The following is a 19730-nucleotide window of genomic DNA, read 5'->3' on the forward strand; positions in this document are numbered from 1 at the left end:
GATAGGTTAGGCAAGGCTTACCTAAGGAGGTCTCGGATGGGTGACACGCAGGAGTGGACGGCCGCCCCCGGCGCGGCGCAACGGGCACGCTCGGTGCTGTCCGTCGCGTGGTCGTGCGCGGTGACCGCGGACGGCGTGCGCGAGGAGTACGCCGGAGCGCACACCGTGACCGAGGACGGCCGGGTGCGGCTGACGGTGCCCGACGACAGCGGGCTGTTCGCCGCCGCCCTGTGCGCCCCGCGCCAGGAACCCTCCGCCCTGCTGGAGTTCGCCGACGTCGCCCCCGTACCGGTGCGCAACCGCGTCCGGGCCCGGCTCTGGCTCTCCGGCCGGCTCGCCCCGTCCGAGGGCGCCCTGCTCTTCCAGCCCACCCGCGTGGTGCTCCGGCGGGCCTCCGGGCCCGTCGTCGTCGACCTCGACGAGTTCTGCGCCGCCCGGCCCGACCCCCTCGCCGGGGCCGAGGCCCGACTGCTCACCCACCTCGCCGACGCCCACCCGGACGCCGTCGAGCGGCTCAGCCGCCTGGTGCGGCCGGAGAGCCTGCACGCCGCGACCCGGGTGGTGCCGCTCGCCGTCGACCGGCACGGACTGACCCTGCGCATCGAACGCACCCGCGCCCACGGTGACGTACGGCTGCCCTTCCACACGCCCGCCGACGACGTGTCCCAGCTCAGCGAGCGCGTCCACGCCCTGCTGGCCCAGGCCGCCGCAGCGGGCTGCCCCCGGGCGCTACAGCGGCAGCGCGCAGACGGCGACGGGTGACGCGAACGGCTCGCCGGCCCGGCTCAGTCGCCCGGTGTCCGCGTCGACGTGGAAGACGGTGACCGTGCCGGAGCGCTGGTTCGCCGCGAACAGCAGCCGGCCGTCCGGGGAGAGGGCGATCTGCCGCGGGAAGTCCCCGCCCACCGGCACCGTCCCCAGCAGCCGCAGCCGGGCCCCGGCCGACTCCACGGCGTACCGGGCGAGGCTGTTGTGGCCCCGGTTGGCCAGGAACGCGAACCGGCCGTTCGCCGTCACCACGAGCTGCGCCGGATAGTTCGCGGTGCCGTCCGAGCCCGTCGGCTGCGGCGCGCCGATGTCCAGCCGCCCGGAGCGCGGGTCGTAGGCGCACACGGCGACCGTGTCGTCCACCTCGTTGGCCAGGTAGGCGTACCGGCCGCCGGGGTGGAAGGCGAGATGGCGCGGGCCCGCGCCGGGCCGCGTGTGCGCCTGTGCCACCTCCGTGAGCGTGCCCCGCACCGGATCGAGACGGTAGGTGTAGACGGTGTCGGTGCCCAGGTCGACGGCGAGCACGTGCCGGCCGTCGGGACCGGTGACGAACTGGTGCGCGTGCGGCCCCTGTTGGCCGGGGCCGGGCGGCGGGGAGGTGTGCGTGACCCGGTCGGTGCGCTCGCCCAGGGCCCCCGAGGCGTCGATCGGGTGCACCGAGACGCTGCCCGAGCCGTAGTCGGCGCTCAGCAGCCAGCGACCGGTGGGATGCACCGACAGATGGCAGGGACCGGCGCCGCCGGTGCTCCGGGTGCCGAGGACCCGCCGGTCGGCCAGGCGTACGGCCGTCACCGCGCCGTCCTGCCGCTCCGCCACCGCGTACAGCGTACGACCGTCCGGGTGCACGGCCAGATACGACGGGTCGGAGACCCCGGTCAGCGTGCCCGCCCCGGTGATCCGGCCCGACCGGGGGTCGTACGACGCGATGCCGATGCCGGTGCCGCCGCCCGCCACGGAGGTGTAGGTGCCCAGGTACAGCGGGCGCGGGCCCGGCCCGCCCCGGGACGGCGCGGCGGGTTCCGGCGCACCCCGCGTCGCCCGGGTGTCCGCCGGCGGAGTCACCCGGGCCGTGCACGCGGTGACCGCCGCCGTGCCGGCCACGGCCCCGACGAACCGGCGCCTGGTCCACCCGCCGTCGCGCTCCCGGCTCCGCGCGGAAGCCCCTGACTGCGTCTCCATGCCCCACCTCAGGTCGTCGGCCGGCCCGCTCCTGACAGGACACCTTGACCCGCACCCGTCGGCCGGGGCAACCCGTGTGGCGCCGGGGTGGCTCCGGTAGTCCTGGCCGCGCTTGTCGGGCGGGGCAGCGCGTGTGGCGCTGGGGTGGCTCCGGTGGTCCTGCCTGTGCCTGCCGGGCGGGGCAGCGCGTGTGGCGCTGGGGTGGCTCCGGTAGTCCTGGCCGTGCCTGCCGGGCGGGGCAGCGCGTGTGGCGCCGGGGCGGTCCGGTAGTCCTGCCCGTGCACGTCGGGCGGGGCCACCGTGTGGCGCCCGGGCGGCCCCCGCGTCCCTCAGCGGGAACGGCTGCCGAGGCCCGCGCGATTGCGCCACAGCTCCTCCTGGACGCCGAGCCAGTCGCGCAGCCGGGCCAGCCGGGGCAGCTTGGACCGGTGCTCGCGGGAGACCCGGTCCAGCTCCTCCAGCAGGCGCCGGGTGCGGTGCTCGGTGTTCAGCTCGTCGATGATCCTGGTCGTCTCGGTCAGCACGGCACCCAGCAGCTGCCAGTCCGTCCAGTCCTTGGCGATCTCCTCCCGGAGCAGCTCCGCCAGCCGGTCCCGGGTGCCGGCCGCCGTGTGCAGCTCGGCCGACAGCCGGGCCTCGGCCGACTCGGCGTCCTGGCTCAGATCCGTGGTCACCAGCACCGCGAAGCTGACCACCGCGTCGGCGATCTCCGACAGCAGCTGCTCCACGGTCGCCCCCACCCGGGGCGGGAACAGGTCTTGTGAGCCCCGGGCCTTCGCCAGGTCGGTGAAGGAGCGGGCCAGGACCCGCAGCACCACCGTGCAGATCTCCAGCGTGTCCAGACCGGTGCGCAGCACCACCCGGTGCAGCAGCCCCTCCTTGACCCGCGGATTGAGCCGCAGACTGTCCTCCGCCTGCCGCAGCGCCGCGTCCACCCCCGTGATGTCGTGGTCCAGCCGGCGCGCCTCGTGCAGCCGCTCGGCCGCCCGCTGCCAGGGCACCCGGCCCGCGGCCTCCTCGCCCATCCGCAGCATCAGCTGACGCACCCGCCGGGCCAGACCCTCGATGGACCGGCCCGCCTCGTCCACCCACACGGGCGGTGGCAGCAGCAGATTGCAGGCGGTGCCGACGGCCGCGCCGATCAGGGTCTCCACGATCCGGGCCCACGCGGTGTACCCGACCGTGGCGCCGAGCACCAGCATGGCGCTGATCGCCACCTCGGCCGTGTACTCGTCCACCCGTACCAGCCGGCCCACGCCCAGCGCGGCGACGATGAGCAGCGCCAGGCTCCACCAGGTCAGACCCACCAGCACGCTGAACGCGATGGCGACCAGGACACCGGCGACCACCGAGTTCACCCGGCGGATGCCGTTGGTGAGCGTGGCGTAGAACGTCACCTGCACGACCAGCAGCGCGGTCAGCGGCGCGGTGAGCGGGGCCGGCTCGGGGCTCAGCCGGAGCGCGATGACATAGGCGACCGACGCAGCCCCGGCCGAGCGCAGCGTCTGGACGACCGCCGGTTCCCGCCGGCGCCTCAGCACCCGCTGCGCTTCCGAGGTCCACTTCCGTACGTTGATCATCCTTTGGCCTGTTCCCGTTCCCCGGGCAGGTCGAACGTGGCCGTTCGCGGTCTGTTTCCGGCCACGCCCGTCACGGCGTGGCCGCCGGACCGCTCCCGGCGGACCCGACGGCTCTCAGCCGTACAGCTTGTCCAGGAAGGCGAAGAGGTTGCCCCGGGTCCGGGCGATCTGTTCCTCCAGGGTCAGGCTCTCCTCGAAGCGCACACCGGACTCCGGCACCTTCCTGCCGCGCACATACAGCGAGCACGCCAGGTCGGTGCACATGTACAGCCCGACCGAGTTCCCCTCCCGGCCGGCCGCGCCCGCCTTCCGCGCGGTCATCAGCGACACCCCGCCGCCGGGATGCGTGGTCAGACACACCGAGCACAGGCTGCGGTGCAGGAAACCGCGCTGCGAGGCCGGGTAGCGCAGGGCCACACCGGTGAGGCGGCCGTCGCGCTCGGTGACCAGATAGCTGCGGTCGGGCGCGCCGGGATCGCGCCAGCCGAGGAAGTCCAGATCGTCCCAGGGGCGTTCACCGAGGTCACGCGGCACGGCCAGACGCTTGGCCTCCCCTTTGGAGCAGTTGACGAAGGAGGAGCGGATGTCCTGCTCGGTGAGCGGTCTCATGGGGGTCCTTCCGGATACGACGGCACGCTGCCTAGGGATCCTAGGCAGACAGCTATCGTATTTAGCCGCAACTCAGTGGGCTAATGGTTTTCCGGCGGGGCTACTCGGAGTCCGCGGGCCGCGCCCTCGGGGGCCAGACCCCGGGCAGCAGCACGCCCAAGGCATAGGCGCGGGCGACCAGTTCCGTGCGGTTGGCGGCGCCCCAGCGTGCCGACAGCCGCCGCAGGTGATAGGTGACGCCGTCTCTGCTGAGCCCCAGTTCACGGGCGGCGCGGGCGGTGGTGGCCCCGCCGGCCAGCAGCGCCAGCACCCGCCGCTCCACCTCCGTGGTGGGCACCGGCTCGGGCCCGGGCGCGGTGCGCTCGCCCAGCACCCGCAGCATCACCAGCAGCGCCGGTGTCTCCTGCGCGCTGTCGCTCACCGGATCCGCGGTCAGTTCCCCGAACCGCTCCGCCCCGCCCGGCGCCCGCCAGCACACCGACACCTGGTAGCGGGAACGGCGCCGCAGCCGCAGCGCCTCGGCGATCCGCTCCACCTGACCGGCCTCCTGCGGCCGGAACAGCTCCAGCACCTGCCGGCCGCGCAGCCGGCCCGGGGTCGTACCGCACTCCGTGGCCATCGCCGGGTTCGCCAGCACCACCTGGCCGTACACATCGCACACCGCCACCGGCACCGACACGCGGTCGAACACCAGCAGCGCGCGATTGCGCCAGGTCACCGCGTCGGCCCGTCCCGCCTCCATCGCACCTCCCGGTCCGCCGACCGCCCGCCCATCAAAGAGGAAAAGGCAGGTCAGCGGCAACTCGGGGGCACCGGACACGGCCTCCGGGAGCGGCCGGAACCCACCGCGCCCACCGCGCCCGGCGCCGGCCGGACAGCCGGTGGCGCGGCCCGGTCACGCGCGATGCGCAAGGGCCGCCGCCGACTTTCCCCTACACGATCGTGTAGTGCCGTGGCGCCGGTCCGGCCCGCCCGTCGACCACGCTGGAACGCAGGAGTCCGTTCCCGCGAAAGGCAGTTGTCGCGCATGCCCCCCACCGCACTGCACCCCGAGCCCGCCGCCACCCGGCCCGGCGTCCCCGTCGTCGACATCACCGCCACCGGCCCCGGCCGGACCCCCATCCAGCAGGTGATGGGGTTGATGCGGGAACACGGCCCGGTGCTGGTGCGCCGGCTGCACGGCCGGGACGCGCTGTTCGTCGCCGACACGGACCTGGTCGCCGAACTCGCCGACGAGGAGCGGTTCGCCAAGCACGTCGGACCCGCCCTGGAGAACGTCCGCGAGTTCGCCGCCGACGGCCTGTTCACCGCGTACAACGACGAGCCCAACTGGGCGAAGGCGCACGACATCCTGATGCCCGCCTTCGCGCTCGGCTCGATGCGCACCTACCACCCGGTGATGCTGAAGGTGGCCCGCCGCCTCATCGACTCCTGGGACCGCGCGGCCCGGGACGGCCGGCCCGTCGACGTGCCCGACGACATGACCCGGATGACGCTCGACACCATCGGACTGGCCGGATTCGACTACGACTTCGGCTCCTTCGAACGCGCCGAACCGCACCCCTTCGTGGAGTCGATGGTCCGCTGCCTGGAGTGGAGCATGACCCGCCTGGCCCGCACGCCCGACGGGGACCACACGGCCGCCGACGCCGCCTTCCGGGCCGACGCCGACTACCTCGCCCGGGTCGTGGACGACGTCATCGCCGCCCGCACCGGCACCGACCAGAGCGGCGCGCAGGACCTGCTCGGGCTGATGCTCAGCGCCCCGCACCCCGCCGACGGCACCACCCTGGACCTCGCCAACATCCGCAACCAGGTCATCACCTTCCTGATCGCCGGCCACGAGACCACCTCCGGCGCCATGTCCTTCGCCCTGTACTACCTCGCCAAGCACCCCGCCGTGCTCCGGCTCGTCCAGCGCGAGGCCGACGCGCTGTGGGGCAGCGCCTCCGACCCCGAGCCGACGTACGACGACATCGGCCGGCTCGCCTACACCCGCCAGGTCCTGGGCGAGGCGCTGCGGCTGTGGCCGACGGCCGCCGCGTTCAGCCGGCACGCCCGCGAGGACACCCTGCTCGGCGGCCGGATCCCGCTGCGCGCCGGCCAGGGCGTCACCGTGCTCGCGCCGATGCTGCACCGCCAGGCCGTATGGGGCGACAACCCCGAGCTGTTCGACCCCGAGCGGTTCACCCCCGAGGCCGAGGCGGCCCGCCCGGTGCACGCCTACAAGCCGTTCGGCACCGGTGAACGCGCGTGCATCGGGCGGCAGTTCGCGCTGCACGAGGCGACCATGCTGCTCGCCCTGCTGGTCCACCGCTACCGGCTGCACGACCACACCGGCTACCGGCTCACCGTGAAGGAGACCCTCACCCTCAAGCCCGAGGGCTTCACCCTCACGCTCACCCCGCGCACCGCCGCCGACCGCGCACACGCCCCGCTGCCCGGCACCGCGCCCGCACCCGCTCAGGACACCCCGGCCCCGGACACGCTCCCGGCCCGGGTCCGCCCCGGCACCCGCGCCCTGTTCCTGCACGGCAGCAACTACGGCACCTGCCGCGACTTCGCCGCCCGGCTCGCCGACGAGGCCGCCGCCGTCGGCTGCGCCACCGAGGTCGCCGCGCTGGACGCCTACGCGGACGGCCTGCCCACCGACCGGCCCGTGGTCATCACCGCCGCCTCCTACAACGGCCGCCCCACCGACGACGCCACCGCCTTCACCGCCTGGCTCGACGGCACCCCCGACCTGACCGGCGTGACCTACGCCGTCCTCGGCGTCGGCGACCGCAACTGGGCCGCCACCTACCAGCAGGTCCCCACCCGCGTCGACGCCCGCCTCGCCGAACTCGGCGCCACCCGGCTCACCGAGCGCGCCGCCGCCGACGCCTCCGGCGATCTCACCGGCGCCGTACGGGAGTTCACCGACCGCCTGCGCACCGCGCTGCTCACCCAGTACGGCGACCCGGACGCCGGGCCCGGCACCCCGGAGGAGCCCGCCCACGCCTACACGGTGCGCACCCTGACCGGCGGCCCGCTGGACGCCCTCGCCGAACGGCACGGACTGGTCCCGATGACCGTCACCGAGGCCCACGACCTCACCGCGCCCGGCCACCCCCGCACCAAGCGGTTCCTGCGCATCGCCCTGCCCGAGGGCGTCACCTACCGCACCGCCGACCACCTGACCGTGCTGCCCGCCAACGCCCCGGACCTGGTGGACCGGGCACTCGCCGCGTTCGGTCTCGACGCGGACGCCGTCCTGGACATCCGGGCCACCCGTCCGCGCCGCGACGGCCTCGCTGTCGACCGGCCGCTGACGGTACGCGAACTCCTCACCCACCACGTGGAGTTGCAGGAACGCCCGACCGACCGGCAGCGGGCCCTGCTCGCCGAGGCCAACCCCTGCCCGCCCGAGCGCGCCGCCCTCGCCGCCCTGCCCGGCGACGACCCGCGGACCCTGGTGGAGCTGGCCGAGGACCACCCCGCGCTGCGCGGCGCCCTCGCCTGGCCGGTCCTGCTCGACCTGCTCACCCCGCTGCGCCCCCGCCACTACTCCATCTCCTCCGCGCCCGCGGCCGACGCCCGCCACGCCGACCTCATGGTCTCCGTGCTCGACGCCCCGGCGCGCTCCGGCAAGGGCCGCTACCGGGGCACCGGCTCCGGCCACCTCGCCTCCCTGCGGCCCGGCGACACCGTGTACGCCCGGGTGCAGCCCTGCCGCGAGGCGTTCCGTATCGACGGCTCGGCGCCGGTGGTCATGGTCGCCGCCGGCACCGGTCTCGCGCCGTTCCGGGGCGCCGTCGCCGACCGACTGGCCGCCCTCCGCTCCGGCGCCGCACTCCCGCCCGCCCTGCTGTACTTCGGCTGCGACGCGCCCGACGCCGACTATCTGCACGCCGACGAGCTGCGGGCCGCCGAGCGGGCCGGTGCCATCGCGCTGCGCCCGGCCTTCAGCGCCGCCCCCGTGAACGGCGCCGCCTTCGTCCAGCACCGCATCGCCGCCGAGGCCGACGAGGTGTGGCGACTGCTGGGCGCCGGGGCGCGGGTGTACGTGTGCGGCGACGGCGCCCGCATGGCGCCCGGCGTCCGCGAGGCGTTCCGTACCCTGTACCGGGATCACACCCCGGACGCCGACGCCGCGCAGGCCGAGCGGTGGCTCGACTCGCTGGTGGCGGAGGGACGCTACGTGGAGGACGTGTACGCGGCCGGGTGAGCCGGGGCCGCGGGGGAGGGGCGCGGCGGGAGAGGCGGTGGGGCGGGCGCCGGAGGACGCGCTCCGAGGGCACGCTCCGCCGCGCCGCCGCCGAGGCCCCAGCGCCCCGCACCGTGCACACGGGCCCCGGGCCGGCTGCGCCGGCTCGCCCTCTGCCGGCCCTGTCTCTCCCTGATCATGCTGGTGGAGACGGTGCCCCGGACGTTCGGTCCCGGCCGGTGCCGGTGGGCCCGGCAGACCATCGGGGCGGAACTCGTCGCCGCGCTGGAGGACATCACGCGTTCCGCTTAGCTCATAGCGTGAACTAAGGCGTGGGGTAATGTCGCGCCCCGCTGCCCGAAGGAGTATGTTGCAGGTCGGGCACGGTTCGTGAAGGGAGCCACATGGCGGGGCGCAACGGACGCACGGTACGCGACCTGAGACGAGGCAATCGCACGGCGGTGCTCCAGCGACTGTACTTCGACGGCCCGCTCAGCCGTTTCGAGCTGGGCCCGGCCACCGGACTCAGCTCCGGCTCGGTCAGCAACGTGGTCGCGGACCTGATCGCGGACGGCCTGGTGGAGGAGGCCGGCAGCGTCGACTCCGACGGCGGCCGGCCCCGCACCCTGCTGCGCGTCGCCCCGCACAGCGGACAGATGATCGGCGTCGACGTCGGCGAAACCCGCGTCCGCGTCGAGCTGTTCGACCTGGCCCTGACCGAACTGGCCCGGGTGGAAATGCCGTTGACCCCACAGGGCTACGACGTCGACGTCATCGCCGGCCACATCCGCGACGGCGTCGCCGAGGTCCTCACCGCCGAACAGGCCGCCCCCGACCGGCTGCTGGGCGTCGGCGTCGGCGTCCCCGGCATCGTCGAACACACCCCAGACCAGGGCGCCGTCGTCCACGGGCAGACCATCGGCTGGGACGCCGTCCCGCTGGAGCGGCTGCTGCGCTCCGCCTCCCCGCTGCCCGACGGGGTGCCCTACCTCATCGACAACGGCGCCAAGACCCTCGGCCAGGCCGAGATGTGGTTCGGCGCCGGGCGCGGCGCCCGCAACGCCGTGGTCGTGCTGTTCGGCTCCGGTGTCGGCGCCTGTCTGGTCACGCCCGAGGTGGAGCACGGGCGGGCCGTGGAGTGGGGCCATCTGACGGTACGGGTGCGCGGCCGGCGCTGCCGCTGCGGTGCCCCCGGCTGCCTGGAGGCGTACGCCGGAGCCGAGTCGCTGCTCGCCCGCTGGCGCGAGGAGGGCGGCCGGCCGCCGGAGAACACGGACGAGGAGACCGCGCTCACCGCGATGCTCGCCGCCGCGTACCCGCCCGAGGGCACCGCGCCGGACCCGGTCGCGCTGGCCGTCCTGGAGGAGACCGCCGAGTACCTCGGCGCCGGCCTGTCCGACCTGATCAACCTCTTCCAGCCCGAGCGGATCCTGATCGGCGGCTGGGCGGGCCTCCAGCTGGGCACCCGCTTCCTGCCCGCCGTCCGCCGGCACGCCGCCACGTACGCCCTGCGCCATCCGGGCGACCAGGTGACCATCGACCTCGGCCGGCTCGGCCCGGACGCGGTGACCGTAGGCGCCGCGATCCTCCCCCTGGCCGACTTCTTCGCCGGCGGCGGCCGCCGCCCGGAACCGGCCGGCGAGACCCCGCTGCCCACCTGGCACACGGCCCTGAGGGAAAGGGCGCCGCACTGACCCCGGTGACACCCTCACGGACCGGCGCCCCGCAGCCGGGTCTATGCCGGTGACTCGTCCGGACCGGCGTTCCGCACGCGGGCCTACGCCGGTGACTCGTCCGGACCGGGGTGTTCGGGATGCACCGTGCCCGACCGGGGCGCGCCGCGGGGGCCGGTACCGGCCTCGTCCGTGTCCGGCGCGGTGTCCTCGCCGCCCTCGTCCGGCCCGTCCTCGGCGGGCCGCCCCGGGGTGGTGATGTCCCACCGGTCCTCCCCGGCACCGACCTGCTGGTCGGGCATGTCCCTGGGCACCGGCCGCTCCTCGCCGCCGGACCCGGGTTCGCGCACTGCCATGATGTGTCTCCACTCCTCCGTCGGAACTCCTCCGTCGGACCCGGGGGCCCGCTCAGCCGACCTTCCGTCCCCGCATGGGCTCGGTCTCCATCCCGCCGCCCTGCCGCAGGCCCTCAAGGAACTCCTGGATCACCTCGGTCGCCGTACGCCGCGGGCGCCAGCCCAGTTCGGTGTGCGCCCGCGCGCAGTCCATCAGCGGCAGCCGCAGTACGGCGTCGAACAGGTGCGGGGACGCGGGCAGCAGGTGCAGCCCCCAGGCGGCGGCGATCGCGGAGCGGACCGCCGTACGCGGCAGCCGGACCGGCCGGGAGCCGAGCAGCTCGGCCAGGACGGCGGCGTCCAGCGGGGGATCGGCGGCCAGATTGAAGGCGCCCCGGGCGTTGTCCGAGCGCACCGCGAGCCGGTAGGCCTCGGCCGCGTCGTCGGTGTGCAGCGCCTGTACCCGCAGCCCCGGGATGTCCGGCAGGAACGGCAGCAGCTCCGGCCGGGCCAGCGGACCGGGCAGGAACCGCCCGCCGAAGATCCGCCGCTGCTCGCTCGCCGACTGCCACTTGAACAGGAACGCCGGGCGCATGCGCACCACCCGCACCTCGGGGTGGTCGCGCTCGAACACGTCCAGCGTGCGCTCCAGATAGGCCTTCTCCCGGCAGTACGCCGCGTCCGGCCAGCCGTGGGTCGGCCAGGACTCGTCCACCGCGTGGTCCTTCGGTCCCGGCGAGTACGCGCCGACGGAGGAGGCGTGCACCAGCACCGGCACCCGGGCCGCCGCGACCGCCTCGAACACCCGGATGCCGCCCAGCACATTGGTCCGCCAGGTCCGGGCCGGGTCGTGCGTCGGCTGGAACGCCCACGCGAGGTGGATCACGGCGTCCGCGCCCTCGAACCGCTCGGCGAGGTTCTCTTCGTCCGAGCCCAGGTCCACGGCGGACCACTCGGTCTTCGGCGGCGACCACGCCGGCGTCCGCCGGGCCAGCCCGCGCACCGACTTCACCTCGGGGTCCTCGGAGAGCAGGCGCACCACACTGGTCCCGACATTGCCGGTGGCACCCGTCACGACCACCCTGCTGCCCGCTGAGCTGCTCACCTTCGGCTCCTCTCGTCGGCACGGCCGGGCTGTGACGAGCGCCCGGGTACCCGGGCACCCGGCGCGCACACGCGGCGCGGCGGCGGCTCCGCCTCGCGTCGACGGGGCTTATCGCGTTGAGGGCGGCCGGGACACGGACATAGGGTCACCGGTATGTCTCTACGTCTTCGTATGCGCCAGGCACTGCCGGAAGCGATGCGTGCCCGTGACAAGGCCGCCGTGAGTGCCCTGCGCGCGACCCTGGCCGCGCTCGACAACGCCGAGGCGGTGCCCGTGAGCGAAGCGGCACTGCGCGGCGTCGCCCTGGAACAGTCACCTGTCGGCGCCGGCACCACCGAGGCCGCGCGGCGCGAGCTGAGCGAGCGCGAGGTGATCGACGTCGTACGCGCCGAAGCCGGCGAACGGCTCGATGCCGCCGCGCAGTTGACCGCGTCGGCGCACGCCGACCGGGCCGCGCGGCTCCGCGCGGAGGCCGACGTACTGCTCCGGCTCCTCGACGGCCCGCGACCCGCGTAGGACACACCGCCCCGGAACTCCGGGAGCACGGTCACCGACGGCGCAACCACCTCCGCAAGGACGCGAACCGCGTGCCGTGGACCAGCCGGCCGCGCACGGAGCGCCGTGCCGGGGGCAGCGGCAGCCGCGTCTGGCGGACGTAGGACTTCCATTCCTCGTACACGCCGGGCGCGAGCACGACGGCGAGCAGTATCGCGGGGATCACGACGGCGGACAGCACTGCGGCAACTCCTTCCTCACGGCAGGCGGCTCACATCCCGACGGGTTCCGCCACCTCCACCTGGGCCGGCCGTAGCAGCCGGTCGCCGACCCGGTAGCCGGGGCGGAGGACGACGGCGCAGGTGGGCTGCCGGACGCCGACGGAGCACGCGCAGGAGACGGCCTCGTGCACCGCCGGGTCGAACGGCTCGCCCGCCGTGCCGAACGACCGCAGCCCCAGGGCCGCGAGCTCGCGCTCCAGGACCTCGGTCACCCGCCAAAAGCCGCCCGTGACCTCGCCCTGCCTGCGGGCCTGGTCGATGGCGTCGAGGACGGGAAGGAAGCCGGTGAGCACATTGGCCACCGCTATCTCGCGGACCGCCAGACGGTCGCGGCCGACCCGCCTGCGGTAGGTGTCGTACTCGGCCTTCACACGCCGCAGGTCCGCCGTGCACTCGCGCAGCCGCGCGCGCAGCACGGCGGCCTCGTCGCCGGGCGGGGCCGGCTGCCGGGCGGGCTCGACCTCGCCGCGACGGCGCGGCTCCAGGCTGCTTCCCGGATCCCGCCGCCGGGTGTCCCCGACGACCGACAGCGCGGGCCTGCCACGGCGGCCGGTGCCGCTCGGACCGGTCATCCGGCACCGTCCTGCCGCTTGTCCTCGTCGACGATCTCGGCGTCCACCACGTCCTCGTCCGGCCCGCCCGCACCGGACGCGCCACCGCCCGCGCCGCCACCGCCCGCACCGCCGCCGGCCGCCTGCGCGCCCTGATCCTGCTGCGCCTGGGCGTACATGGCGGTGCCCACCTTCTGGGCGGCGGCGGTGACCTTGTCCGTGGCCTCCCGCAGGGCCGCGGTGTCCGCGGGCTCCGCCTTCAGCGCCTGCTTCAGCTCCGCCAGCGCCGCGTCGACCTCGCCCCTGATGTCGGCGGGGATCTTGTCGGCGTTGTCGCCCAGGAGCTTCTCGGTCTGGTAGGCGACCTGCTCGGCACGGTTGCGGGTCTCGGCGGTCTCGCGCCGGTGCCGGTCCTCCTCGGCGTGCTGCTCCGCCTCCCGCATCATGCGGTCGATGTCGTCCTTCGGGAGCGAGGAGCCGCCGGTGACGGTCATCTTCTGCTCCCGGCCGGTGCCGAGGTCCTTCGCCGCGACGTGCATGATGCCGTTGGCGTCGATGTCGAAGGAGACCTCGATCTGCGGGACGCCGCGCGGCGCCGGCGGCAGACCGGTCAGCTCGAACATGCCGAGAGCCGCCGACCAGGATGACGTGGTCGATGTCGGACACCTTGATCCCGGCGTCCTTGACCGCGTTGTGGAACGGACCCTTGCACCGCTCCAGGAGGTCGCTGGTCAGCTGCTCGAACTGGGCGCGGGTGAGCTTCTCGTCCAGGTGCAGCGGGCCCTCGGCGGACGCCGTGATGTACGGCAGGTTGACCGAGGTCTCCGAGGACGACGACAGCTCGATCTTCGCCCGTTCCGCCGCCTCCCGCAGCCGCTGCACGGCCATCTTGTCCTTGGCCAGGTCGACGCCGTAGTGGTTCTTGAACTGCTGGACCAGGTGGTCCACGACCCTCTGGTCCCAGTCGTCACCGCCCAGACGGGTGTCACCGTTGGTGGCCTTCACCTCGACCACGCCGTCACCGATCTCCAGCAGCGACACGTCGAAGGTGCCGCCGCCGAGATCGAAGACGAGGACCGTCTGGTCGTTCTCCTTGTCCAGTCCGTAGGCCAGGGCGGCGGACGTGGGCTCGTTGATGATCCGCAGCACCTTCAGCCCGGCGATCTCCCCGGCCTCCTTGGTCGCGGTGCGCTGGGAGTCGTTGAAGTACGCCGGTACGGTGATCACCGCGTCCGTGACGTCCTCGCCGAGGTACGCCTCCGCGTCCCGCTTCAGCTTCTGCAGCACCCGCGCGGAGATCTCCTGGGCCGTGTACCGCTTGCCGTCGACGCTCCCGGTGTCGGGAAACCTCCACTGCGTGTCACCCATGTGCCGCTTGACCGAGCGCACGGTGCGCTCCACGTTGGTGACGGCCTGCCGCTTGGCGACCTCGCCGACGAGCACCTCGCCGTTCTTGGCGAACGCCACGACGGACGGGGTGGTGCGGGCGCCCTCCGTGTTGGTGATGACGGTGGGCTCGCCGCCCTCCAGGACCGAGACCACCGAGTTCGTCGTGCCGAGGTCGATTCCTACCGCGCGTGCCATGGCCCTTTCCTCCCTCCGTGTCCCAGACCCCGGAGCGGACACACGTCACCGAGAGTCTGGACAAGGTCCTCAGGCCAGCTTGTCAAGAAATCCGCGTTTCCACCTCTTTACAAGCTTTTGGGGTGGGGGGTAGCTGTGGAGGCGGGCCCGGGTCGGAAGGAGGCAGGCCGATGATCACCGAACTGGCTGTCGAGCGCGTCGAATTCACCTGCGGCCACTGCTGGCACACGTTCGGCGCCGATTACGACGTGCAGTACTACCGCGACGAGAACGGCGACGAATGGGAGTACTTCACCCGCGACGGCGACAGCGTGCCGTCCCCCTACGAGCCCGAAGGCGCCCCGCCCTGCCCGCTCTGCGGTCGCCGCTGGGTGGGCCGTCTCACCGCCCGCCGGCCCGTCCCCGTGCCGCCCGGCCCGGCCGGCACGCCCCGGCTGAGGCTCACCACGACCCGCGAGCAGCACCGCACCGACCGCCGGACGGCGCCGCGCCCGGACGAGGGCGGCCATGAGCGGCCCCAGGACACCACGGCGGGAGCACCGGGAGCACCCGGCGAGCCGTGAGGCTCCCGGACCGCGCCGGGCCCGTGAGGTCCCCGGAGCCGGGCGGACCGCCGCCCGATCAGCCGGCGGGCGGCAGCCCGGCCGCGGTGGCCACGGTGAACCGGGCGCCGTCGGGGTCGCGCAGTACGGCCTCGTGCTCGCCCTCCTCCAGGACCCCGCCGCCGTGCCGCTCCGCGGCCCGTGCGCACCCCGGCACATCGGTCACCAGGAAGGTGACCTGCCAGTGCGGCCGTACCGAGGGGTCGGGGGCCGTGTCCGACTCCCCCGACTCGATGCGCGCGACGACCAGGCCCCGGCTGCGCAGCAGCACCTCGTCGGCCTCGTACTCGACCTCGCAGCTGCCGGGGCGGTCCGAGGCCCAGTCGAGGACGCCGCCGTAGAACATGGCGGCGTCGAAGGCGTCGCGGGTGTGCAGGGTGATGAGGGCCGGTGCCGACTGCCGCCAGGGTTCCCAGCGCCCGAACAGCTCCCCCTCCCAGATGCCGAAGGTGGCTCCGTGCCGGTCGGAGAGGAGCGCCACCCGGCCGGGCGGCAGCCGCAGCGGGCCCACGCCCGCCGTGCCGCCCCGCTCCCGGGCCCGCGCCGCGGCCTGGTCGGCGTCCGGGACGGCGAAGTACGGCGTCCAGGCCACCCCCGTCTGCCGCAGGGCGGGCAGTACGGCGATCCCGGCGACCGGCGCCTCGTCCGCCAGCGCGATACGGAAGTGATCGCCCGACCCGGCCGGACGCCACCGCCAGCCGAGCACGGCCCCGTAGAAGCGCTGTGACGCCTCGAGATCGTGACTGGTCAGGCTGACCCAGCACGGTGCGCCGCACGAGCCCGTGGAGCCGGCGTCCGTGGCCCCGGAGGACTGTGTCTTGCCGTGATTCATGGCCATCGCGCCCGGCCTCCTGTGTCCCAACCGCCAGCGCTGTGAGACCGATGTCCGACGGGAATGCGAAACCTGAACCGTCAGCGTACCCACAGCGCCCGCACGGAAACGGCTCCTGCCGCGTGTCGCCGGTGGCGGGTGAGGCGGGTGAGGGTGACGCCGTCGGGGAAGGCGGTGCGCCCGGCGACAGCGAACGCGGTGGGGTCGAAGCCGCCGCCGAAGACCGGGATGCCGGCGCCGGCCACCCCCGGGTAGTTCCTGATCACCAGTTCGTGGTCTCGGGCAGCAGGGCCCCCGCGAGCCTCCCGCCGCCGCACGGCCGGACGTCCGGTCCGGTGCCCTCCTCCCGCTTGAGCCGGTTGGGCGCGTCGTCCAGGCCGAGGGCGGCGCGGCGGGCCGTCGGGACCGTCTCGGGGTAGACCGCGTCGGCCCAGGCAGAGTAGGCGGCGGCCTGCCGTTCGTCGCCGAGGAGCGGGCGGCCGGGGACCCGGGCGGCCGGCCTCAGCGCCGTAGCACCGCCCGCGCCGGCAGGGTCACCGCCAGCACGCCGAGCCCCACCGCGCCCGCGGCGAAGGCCGCGTACACCAGCGGGGGCACATACGGGTCCTCGCCGGTCAGGCCGCGCGTCATCGGGATCAGGGTGGCCGCGGCGATGGCCGTGCCCAAGGCCACGCCGGCCCCCGCCACCAGCAGGCCCTCCCAGCGCAGCATGTTCCTCACCTGGCGCCGGGTGGCGCCGACGAGCCGGAGCACGCCGAGCTCGCGACGCCGGTCGAGGACGGTCATCACCAGGGTGTTGACGGCGGCCACGGCGGCGAAGCCGCCCAGGACCGCGGCCATCGTGTAGTTCGCCCAGGCGTTCAGCTCGCGGCCGGCGGTCCGCTGAACCGCGTAACCGGACCCGTCGGCGACCTGGCCCAGCGGAGCGAGGTGCCGCGCGTCCCCGCCGCGTACCAGCAGCGTGCCGTCGAAACCCGAGGAGACGTGGGCGGCCAGCGACGCGCGGTCCATGGTCACGGCCGGCAGGCCGAGCCCGCGGCCGTAGACGGCGACGACCTCGGGGCGGGCCCGGGTGCCGTCCGGGAGGTACAGCGGCAGCCTGTCACCGACCGTGACCCCGGCCGACGTGGCGAGCGTGGTGTCGATGGCGATCCGCCCCCGGCCGATCCGGTCCAGGCCGCCGTCGCGCACATCGAGGTCCTGGACCTCGGCGAGCTGTGCGCCGGAGCCGGAGACCCCCTGGGCCGCCGCGTCCTGCAACCAGCGGGCACCGCCCGACCCGACGGGTACCAGCACCTGGGTGTCCAGCAGGCCCACGGCCGCCTGCACACCGGGAGCGCGGGCGGCGCGCTCGACGGATCCGGCGGGCAGGCCGGCGGGGTGGGTGACGACGTGGTCCGCGGTGATGCCGGCGCTCAACTGCCGGGCGGCGACGTGGCTTTCGCTCGTGTGCAGGAAGGTGAGCGTCGAGGCGAAGGCCATGGCCAGCACGATCGGGGTGATGGCGGAGGCCAGCCGGCGGGCGTTGGCACGGGAGTTGGCGGCGGCGAGCGAGGCCGCCGCGCCCAGACCGCCCAGCAACAGCCCGGACACGGCCGCGCACAGCCGCGCCACCAGCGGACCGAGCAACGCGACCGCGAGCATGAACAGCATGACGACGCCCAGGGCGGCGTTGGCCGCGTCCTCCCCGGCCGAACGGGCGGCGACGGCGGTGAGGAACCCGCCGCCGGCCAGCGCGCCCAGACCCAGCGCGGTACGGATCACGCCCGGACGCCGCCGTTCCACCGAGGCCTCGGTGAGCGCCTGGCCCGGCTTGATCCGCGCGGGCCGGCGCCCGGCCGCCCAGCCGGCGGCGAGCGCGGTCAGCAGCCCCGCGCCGACGGCGACGACGAGCGGGATCCAGGAGACATGCAGACGCACGGGCTCGGGAATGGCCCCGCGGTCCCTCAACTGCCCGAACCACCAGTGCGCGAGCCCGATCCCGGGCAGGCAGCCGGCGAGCCCGGCGACGGGCGCGACGAGCAGCCCCTCGGCGGCGACCGCGCGACGGATCTGCCGCGGGGTGGCGCCGATGGCGCGCAGCAGCGCGAACTCCCGGGCGCGCTGGGCGACGGACAGGGCCACCGTGCCGGCGGCGGTGAAGACGGCGACCATGGCGGCGATCCCGCCGAAGGAACCGCCGAGCCCGGTGAGCGTTTCCTTCGCGTACCCGAGCCCGTGGTTCTCGACGGCGCCCCGGTCGTCACCGGTGTGCACCTCGGCGCCGGAGCCGGCGAGCGCCGTGCGCACCCGGGCGGCGAGGGCGTCGGTGTCCGTCCCGCCGTCCGCCAGTACGGCGATGGCGTCGGCCTTGCCGGGATGCCCGGCGAGCGCGGGGGAGCGGGCGTCGGCGAACCAGCCCACGGGGCCCCCGGCCAGGTCGCCGTCTCCGGCCCGCGCCAGTCCGGAGACGCGGAAGGCGGCGCGTCCGGCGGCGGTTTCGAGCACGACGGTGTCGCCCACGCCGGCCCTCGCGGCCTGTGCGGCGACGGCGTCGAGAACGACCTCCCCGGCGCGGGGCGCGGCCCCGGAGCGCAGCGCGGCTCCGGTGAAGGCGTGCGATCCCCAGCCATGGCCCGTGAACGCGCGGTCGCCCTGGCGCACGGGGAACGTGAAGTCGGCTACGGCCGCCCGGACGCCGGGCACGCGGGCCGCCCGGCCGGCCAGCGCGGTGTCCACGCGGGCGGTGTCCGGCAGCGGGGTCGCCTCCTCGGAGCGGCTGTCCCCGCTGCCCGTGACGAGGCGGGCGTACTGGTCCGCCGCCGCGACGACCGGCGCCTTCGCGTACCGCGTGGGCGGGACCGAGGCGCGGACGCCGGTCTCCAGGAGGATGCCGCAGGCGGAGACGATCAGCGAGGCCATCATCAGCGCCACGAAGGTGCCGGCGAACGAGGCGGGTTTGAAGCGTACGGCCGCGCGGGCGAGGCCGTTGGGGGCGAGGCTCCTCACGCGGCGGCCACCGCCACCGTGCCCGTACGGGAGGTGAGGGCGGCCATGCGCGCCGCGATCCGCTCCGCCGTGCCGTGGTCGAGGCCGCCGGCGAAGACGCCGTCGGCGAGGAACAGCACGCGGTCGGCCCACGCGGCGGCGGCCGGATCGTGGGTGACCATGACGACGGTCGCCCCGAGGGTGTCCACCGCGTGCCGGAGCAGGCCGAGGATCTCGGCGGCGGTCCCGGTGTCCAGGGCGCCGGTGGGTTCGTCGGCGAACACCACGTCCGGGTCGGTGATCAGGGCACGGGCCACGGCCACGCGCTGCTGCTGGCCGCCGGACAACTCGCCGGGCCGGCGCCCGGCTTTGTCGGCGAGGCCGACCCGCGCGAGCATCGCCGCCGCCCGCCGGCGGTCCTGGCGCTGCCCGGCCAGGCGCATCGGGAGCAGCACGTTCTGCTCCACGGTGAGGGAGGGCAGCAGGTTGAAGGCCTGGAAGACGAAACCGAGGCGGCTGCGCCGCAACTCGGTGAGCTGGTTCTCGCCCATGCCCGTGATCTCCGTACCGCCCAGCCGCACGGAGCCGGCCGTCGGCCGGTCGAGCCCGGCCGCGCACTGCAGAAAGGTGGACTTGCCCGATCCGGAGGGGCCCATGACGGCGGTGAACGTGCCGCGGGGCAGGGCGAGATCGATGCCGGCGAGAGCGTGCACGGCACGGGAGCCCCGGCCGTACTCCCGCCGTACCCCGCGCAGTTCGACGGCGAGACCGGGTGTGCCCTGGGGCTCCAGCCGGTCGTCCGCCTTCCGCCGCTTGCCGCCGCGCAGCCTCATGGTCCGTCCTCTCGATCTTTCCCAGCCGATGCCTCGACGCTACGGAGCGCGGCCGACGCGGGACATGGAGGCTCCCGGCGGATCGGGGGTGGGGATATCCCGAGGGCGCCGACCAGGACCGTCGGCCCGGGGGACGGGCCCGGCCCGTCG

At 75.0% G+C, this 19730-nt stretch carries 17 protein-coding genes and 1 pseudogene; 5 read left to right on the top strand and 13 right to left on the bottom strand.

All coding sequences use genetic code 11. The features are described from left to right. Positions 1-36: 36 nt before the first annotated feature. A complete protein-coding gene (locus tag IH25_RS0111995) occupies positions 37-762 on the top strand; it encodes a DUF2470 domain-containing protein (protein WP_030607322.1) in 726 nt (241 codons plus the stop codon). On the opposite strand, the gene IH25_RS0112000 is transcribed toward IH25_RS0111995, so the two are convergent. The 4 genes from IH25_RS0112000 to IH25_RS0112015 form a co-directional block, all read right to left on the bottom strand. Continuing rightward, entirely contained in the window at positions 730-1947 is a 1218-nt protein-coding gene (locus IH25_RS0112000) for a lactonase family protein (RefSeq protein ID WP_209445307.1), read from the bottom strand. The two genes, IH25_RS0111995 and IH25_RS0112000, sit on opposite strands and share 33 nt — an antisense overlap. 329 nt (positions 1948-2276) lie before the next feature. Continuing rightward, positions 2277-3527 carry an FUSC family protein gene (locus tag IH25_RS0112005; RefSeq protein ID WP_030607329.1) on the bottom strand — a complete coding sequence of 417 codons (1251 nt, stop codon included), beginning with the start codon at positions 3525-3527 and terminating at the stop codon, positions 2277-2279. Between the two features lie 114 nt (positions 3528-3641). Next, positions 3642-4136 carry an FBP domain-containing protein gene (locus IH25_RS0112010; protein WP_030607332.1) on the bottom strand — a complete coding sequence of 165 codons (495 nt, stop codon included), beginning with the start codon at positions 4134-4136 and terminating at the stop codon, positions 3642-3644. Positions 4137-4236: 100 nt separating this feature from the next. Continuing rightward, positions 4237-4878 (bottom strand): PAS domain-containing protein, encoded by a 642-nt coding sequence (locus IH25_RS0112015; RefSeq protein ID WP_030607336.1) that lies wholly within the window; start codon positions 4876-4878, stop codon positions 4237-4239. Between the two features lie 285 nt (positions 4879-5163). Here IH25_RS0112015 and IH25_RS0112020 point away from each other — a divergent pair, with 285 nt between their 5' ends. Both IH25_RS0112020 and IH25_RS0112030 read left to right on the top strand, forming a co-directional pair. Next, positions 5164-8343, top strand: coding sequence for a bifunctional cytochrome P450/NADPH--P450 reductase (locus tag IH25_RS0112020; protein ID WP_030607339.1), 3180 nt, complete (start codon positions 5164-5166; stop codon positions 8341-8343). A 383-nt stretch (positions 8344-8726) separates the two neighbouring features. Continuing rightward, positions 8727-10016 carry an ROK family transcriptional regulator gene (locus IH25_RS0112030; RefSeq protein WP_030607342.1) on the top strand — a complete coding sequence of 430 codons (1290 nt, stop codon included), beginning with the start codon at positions 8727-8729 and terminating at the stop codon, positions 10014-10016. A gap of 83 nt (positions 10017-10099) precedes the next feature. Here IH25_RS0112030 and IH25_RS0112035 read toward each other — a convergent pair whose 3' ends face one another. Beyond that, positions 10100-10351 carry a hypothetical protein gene (locus IH25_RS0112035; RefSeq protein ID WP_030607345.1) on the bottom strand — a complete coding sequence of 84 codons (252 nt, stop codon included), beginning with the start codon at positions 10349-10351 and terminating at the stop codon, positions 10100-10102. Between the two features lie 52 nt (positions 10352-10403). Next, entirely contained in the window at positions 10404-11435 is a 1032-nt protein-coding gene (locus IH25_RS0112040; protein ID WP_030607347.1) for an SDR family oxidoreductase, read from the bottom strand. A gap of 195 nt (positions 11436-11630) precedes the next feature. Here IH25_RS0112040 and IH25_RS0112045 point away from each other — a divergent pair, with 195 nt between their 5' ends. Further along, on the top strand, positions 11631-11951 hold the full coding sequence (locus IH25_RS0112045) for a GatB/YqeY domain-containing protein (protein ID WP_030607350.1): 321 nt from the start codon (positions 11631-11633) through the stop codon (positions 11949-11951). A 31-nt stretch (positions 11952-11982) separates the two neighbouring features. Here IH25_RS0112045 and IH25_RS0112050 read toward each other — a convergent pair whose 3' ends face one another. The 3 genes and pseudogenes from IH25_RS0112050 to IH25_RS37485 all read right to left on the bottom strand — a co-directional run bounded on the left by IH25_RS0112050 (position 11983) and on the right by IH25_RS37485 (position 14346). Beyond that, positions 11983-12171: a hypothetical protein gene (locus IH25_RS0112050; protein WP_030607353.1), complete on the bottom strand. Its 189-nt coding sequence runs from the start codon at positions 12169-12171 to the stop codon at positions 11983-11985. 30 nt (positions 12172-12201) lie between these two features. Further along, positions 12202-12783: a nucleotide exchange factor GrpE gene (gene grpE / locus IH25_RS0112055; RefSeq protein ID WP_030607356.1), complete on the bottom strand. Its 582-nt coding sequence runs from the start codon at positions 12781-12783 to the stop codon at positions 12202-12204. After that, a pseudogene (locus IH25_RS37485) lies at positions 12780-14346 on the bottom strand (Hsp70 family protein). The gene grpE and the pseudogene IH25_RS37485 overlap by 4 nt, the downstream one beginning before the upstream one ends. Before the next feature lie 170 nt (positions 14347-14516). On the opposite strand from IH25_RS37485, the gene IH25_RS0112065 reads away from it, so the two are divergent. Further along, positions 14517-14909, top strand: coding sequence for a hypothetical protein (locus tag IH25_RS0112065; protein WP_030607359.1), 393 nt, complete (start codon positions 14517-14519; stop codon positions 14907-14909). A gap of 58 nt (positions 14910-14967) precedes the next feature. Here the strand turns inward: IH25_RS0112065 and IH25_RS0112070 are convergent, their stop codons facing one another. From IH25_RS0112070 to IH25_RS0112085, 4 genes are all read right to left on the bottom strand, one after another. Further along, complete coding sequence (locus tag IH25_RS0112070) at positions 14968-15780, bottom strand: VOC family protein (RefSeq protein ID WP_030607362.1); 813 nt, start codon at positions 15778-15780, stop codon at positions 14968-14970. A gap of 80 nt (positions 15781-15860) precedes the next feature. Beyond that, on the bottom strand, positions 15861-16046 hold the full coding sequence (locus tag IH25_RS41910) for a hypothetical protein (protein WP_209445308.1): 186 nt from the start codon (positions 16044-16046) through the stop codon (positions 15861-15863). Between the two features lie 235 nt (positions 16047-16281). Then, positions 16282-18768 carry an ABC transporter permease gene (locus IH25_RS0112080; protein WP_030607365.1) on the bottom strand — a complete coding sequence of 829 codons (2487 nt, stop codon included), beginning with the start codon at positions 18766-18768 and terminating at the stop codon, positions 16282-16284. Next, positions 18765-19580 carry an ABC transporter ATP-binding protein gene (locus IH25_RS0112085; RefSeq protein ID WP_030607369.1) on the bottom strand — a complete coding sequence of 272 codons (816 nt, stop codon included), beginning with the start codon at positions 19578-19580 and terminating at the stop codon, positions 18765-18767. The genes IH25_RS0112080 and IH25_RS0112085 overlap by 4 nt, the downstream gene beginning before the upstream one ends. Between the last annotated feature and the right edge of the window lie 150 nt (positions 19581-19730).

The organism is Streptomyces achromogenes subsp. achromogenes (assembly GCF_000720835.1).
GTDB lineage: Bacteria > Actinomycetota > Actinomycetes > Streptomycetales > Streptomycetaceae > Streptomyces > Streptomyces achromogenes.

Excerpts from the sequence above, each read along its gene's own strand:
- IH25_RS0111995 (WP_030607322.1), top strand. The coding sequence starts at position 37 with ATGGGTGACACGCAGGAGTGGACGGCCGCCCCCGGCGCGGCGCAACGG.
- IH25_RS0112000 (WP_209445307.1), bottom strand. The coding sequence starts at position 1,947 with ATGGAGACGCAGTCAGGGGCTTCCGCGCGGAGCCGGGAGCGCGACGGC.
- IH25_RS0112005 (WP_030607329.1), bottom strand. The coding sequence starts at position 3,527 with ATGATCAACGTACGGAAGTGGACCTCGGAAGCGCAGCGGGTGCTGAGG.
- IH25_RS0112010 (WP_030607332.1), bottom strand. The coding sequence starts at position 4,136 with ATGAGACCGCTCACCGAGCAGGACATCCGCTCCTCCTTCGTCAACTGC.
- IH25_RS0112015 (WP_030607336.1), bottom strand. The coding sequence starts at position 4,878 with ATGGAGGCGGGACGGGCCGACGCGGTGACCTGGCGCAATCGCGCGCTG.
- IH25_RS0112020 (WP_030607339.1), top strand. The coding sequence starts at position 5,164 with ATGCCCCCCACCGCACTGCACCCCGAGCCCGCCGCCACCCGGCCCGGC.
- IH25_RS0112030 (WP_030607342.1), top strand. The coding sequence starts at position 8,727 with ATGGCGGGGCGCAACGGACGCACGGTACGCGACCTGAGACGAGGCAAT.
- IH25_RS0112035 (WP_030607345.1), bottom strand. The coding sequence starts at position 10,351 with ATGGCAGTGCGCGAACCCGGGTCCGGCGGCGAGGAGCGGCCGGTGCCC.
- IH25_RS0112045 (WP_030607350.1), top strand. The coding sequence starts at position 11,631 with ATGCGTGCCCGTGACAAGGCCGCCGTGAGTGCCCTGCGCGCGACCCTG.
- grpE (WP_030607356.1), bottom strand. The coding sequence starts at position 12,783 with ATGACCGGTCCGAGCGGCACCGGCCGCCGTGGCAGGCCCGCGCTGTCG.
- IH25_RS0112065 (WP_030607359.1), top strand. The coding sequence starts at position 14,517 with ATGATCACCGAACTGGCTGTCGAGCGCGTCGAATTCACCTGCGGCCAC.
- IH25_RS0112070 (WP_030607362.1), bottom strand. The coding sequence starts at position 15,780 with ATGAATCACGGCAAGACACAGTCCTCCGGGGCCACGGACGCCGGCTCC.
- IH25_RS0112085 (WP_030607369.1), bottom strand. The coding sequence starts at position 19,580 with ATGAGGCTGCGCGGCGGCAAGCGGCGGAAGGCGGACGACCGGCTGGAG.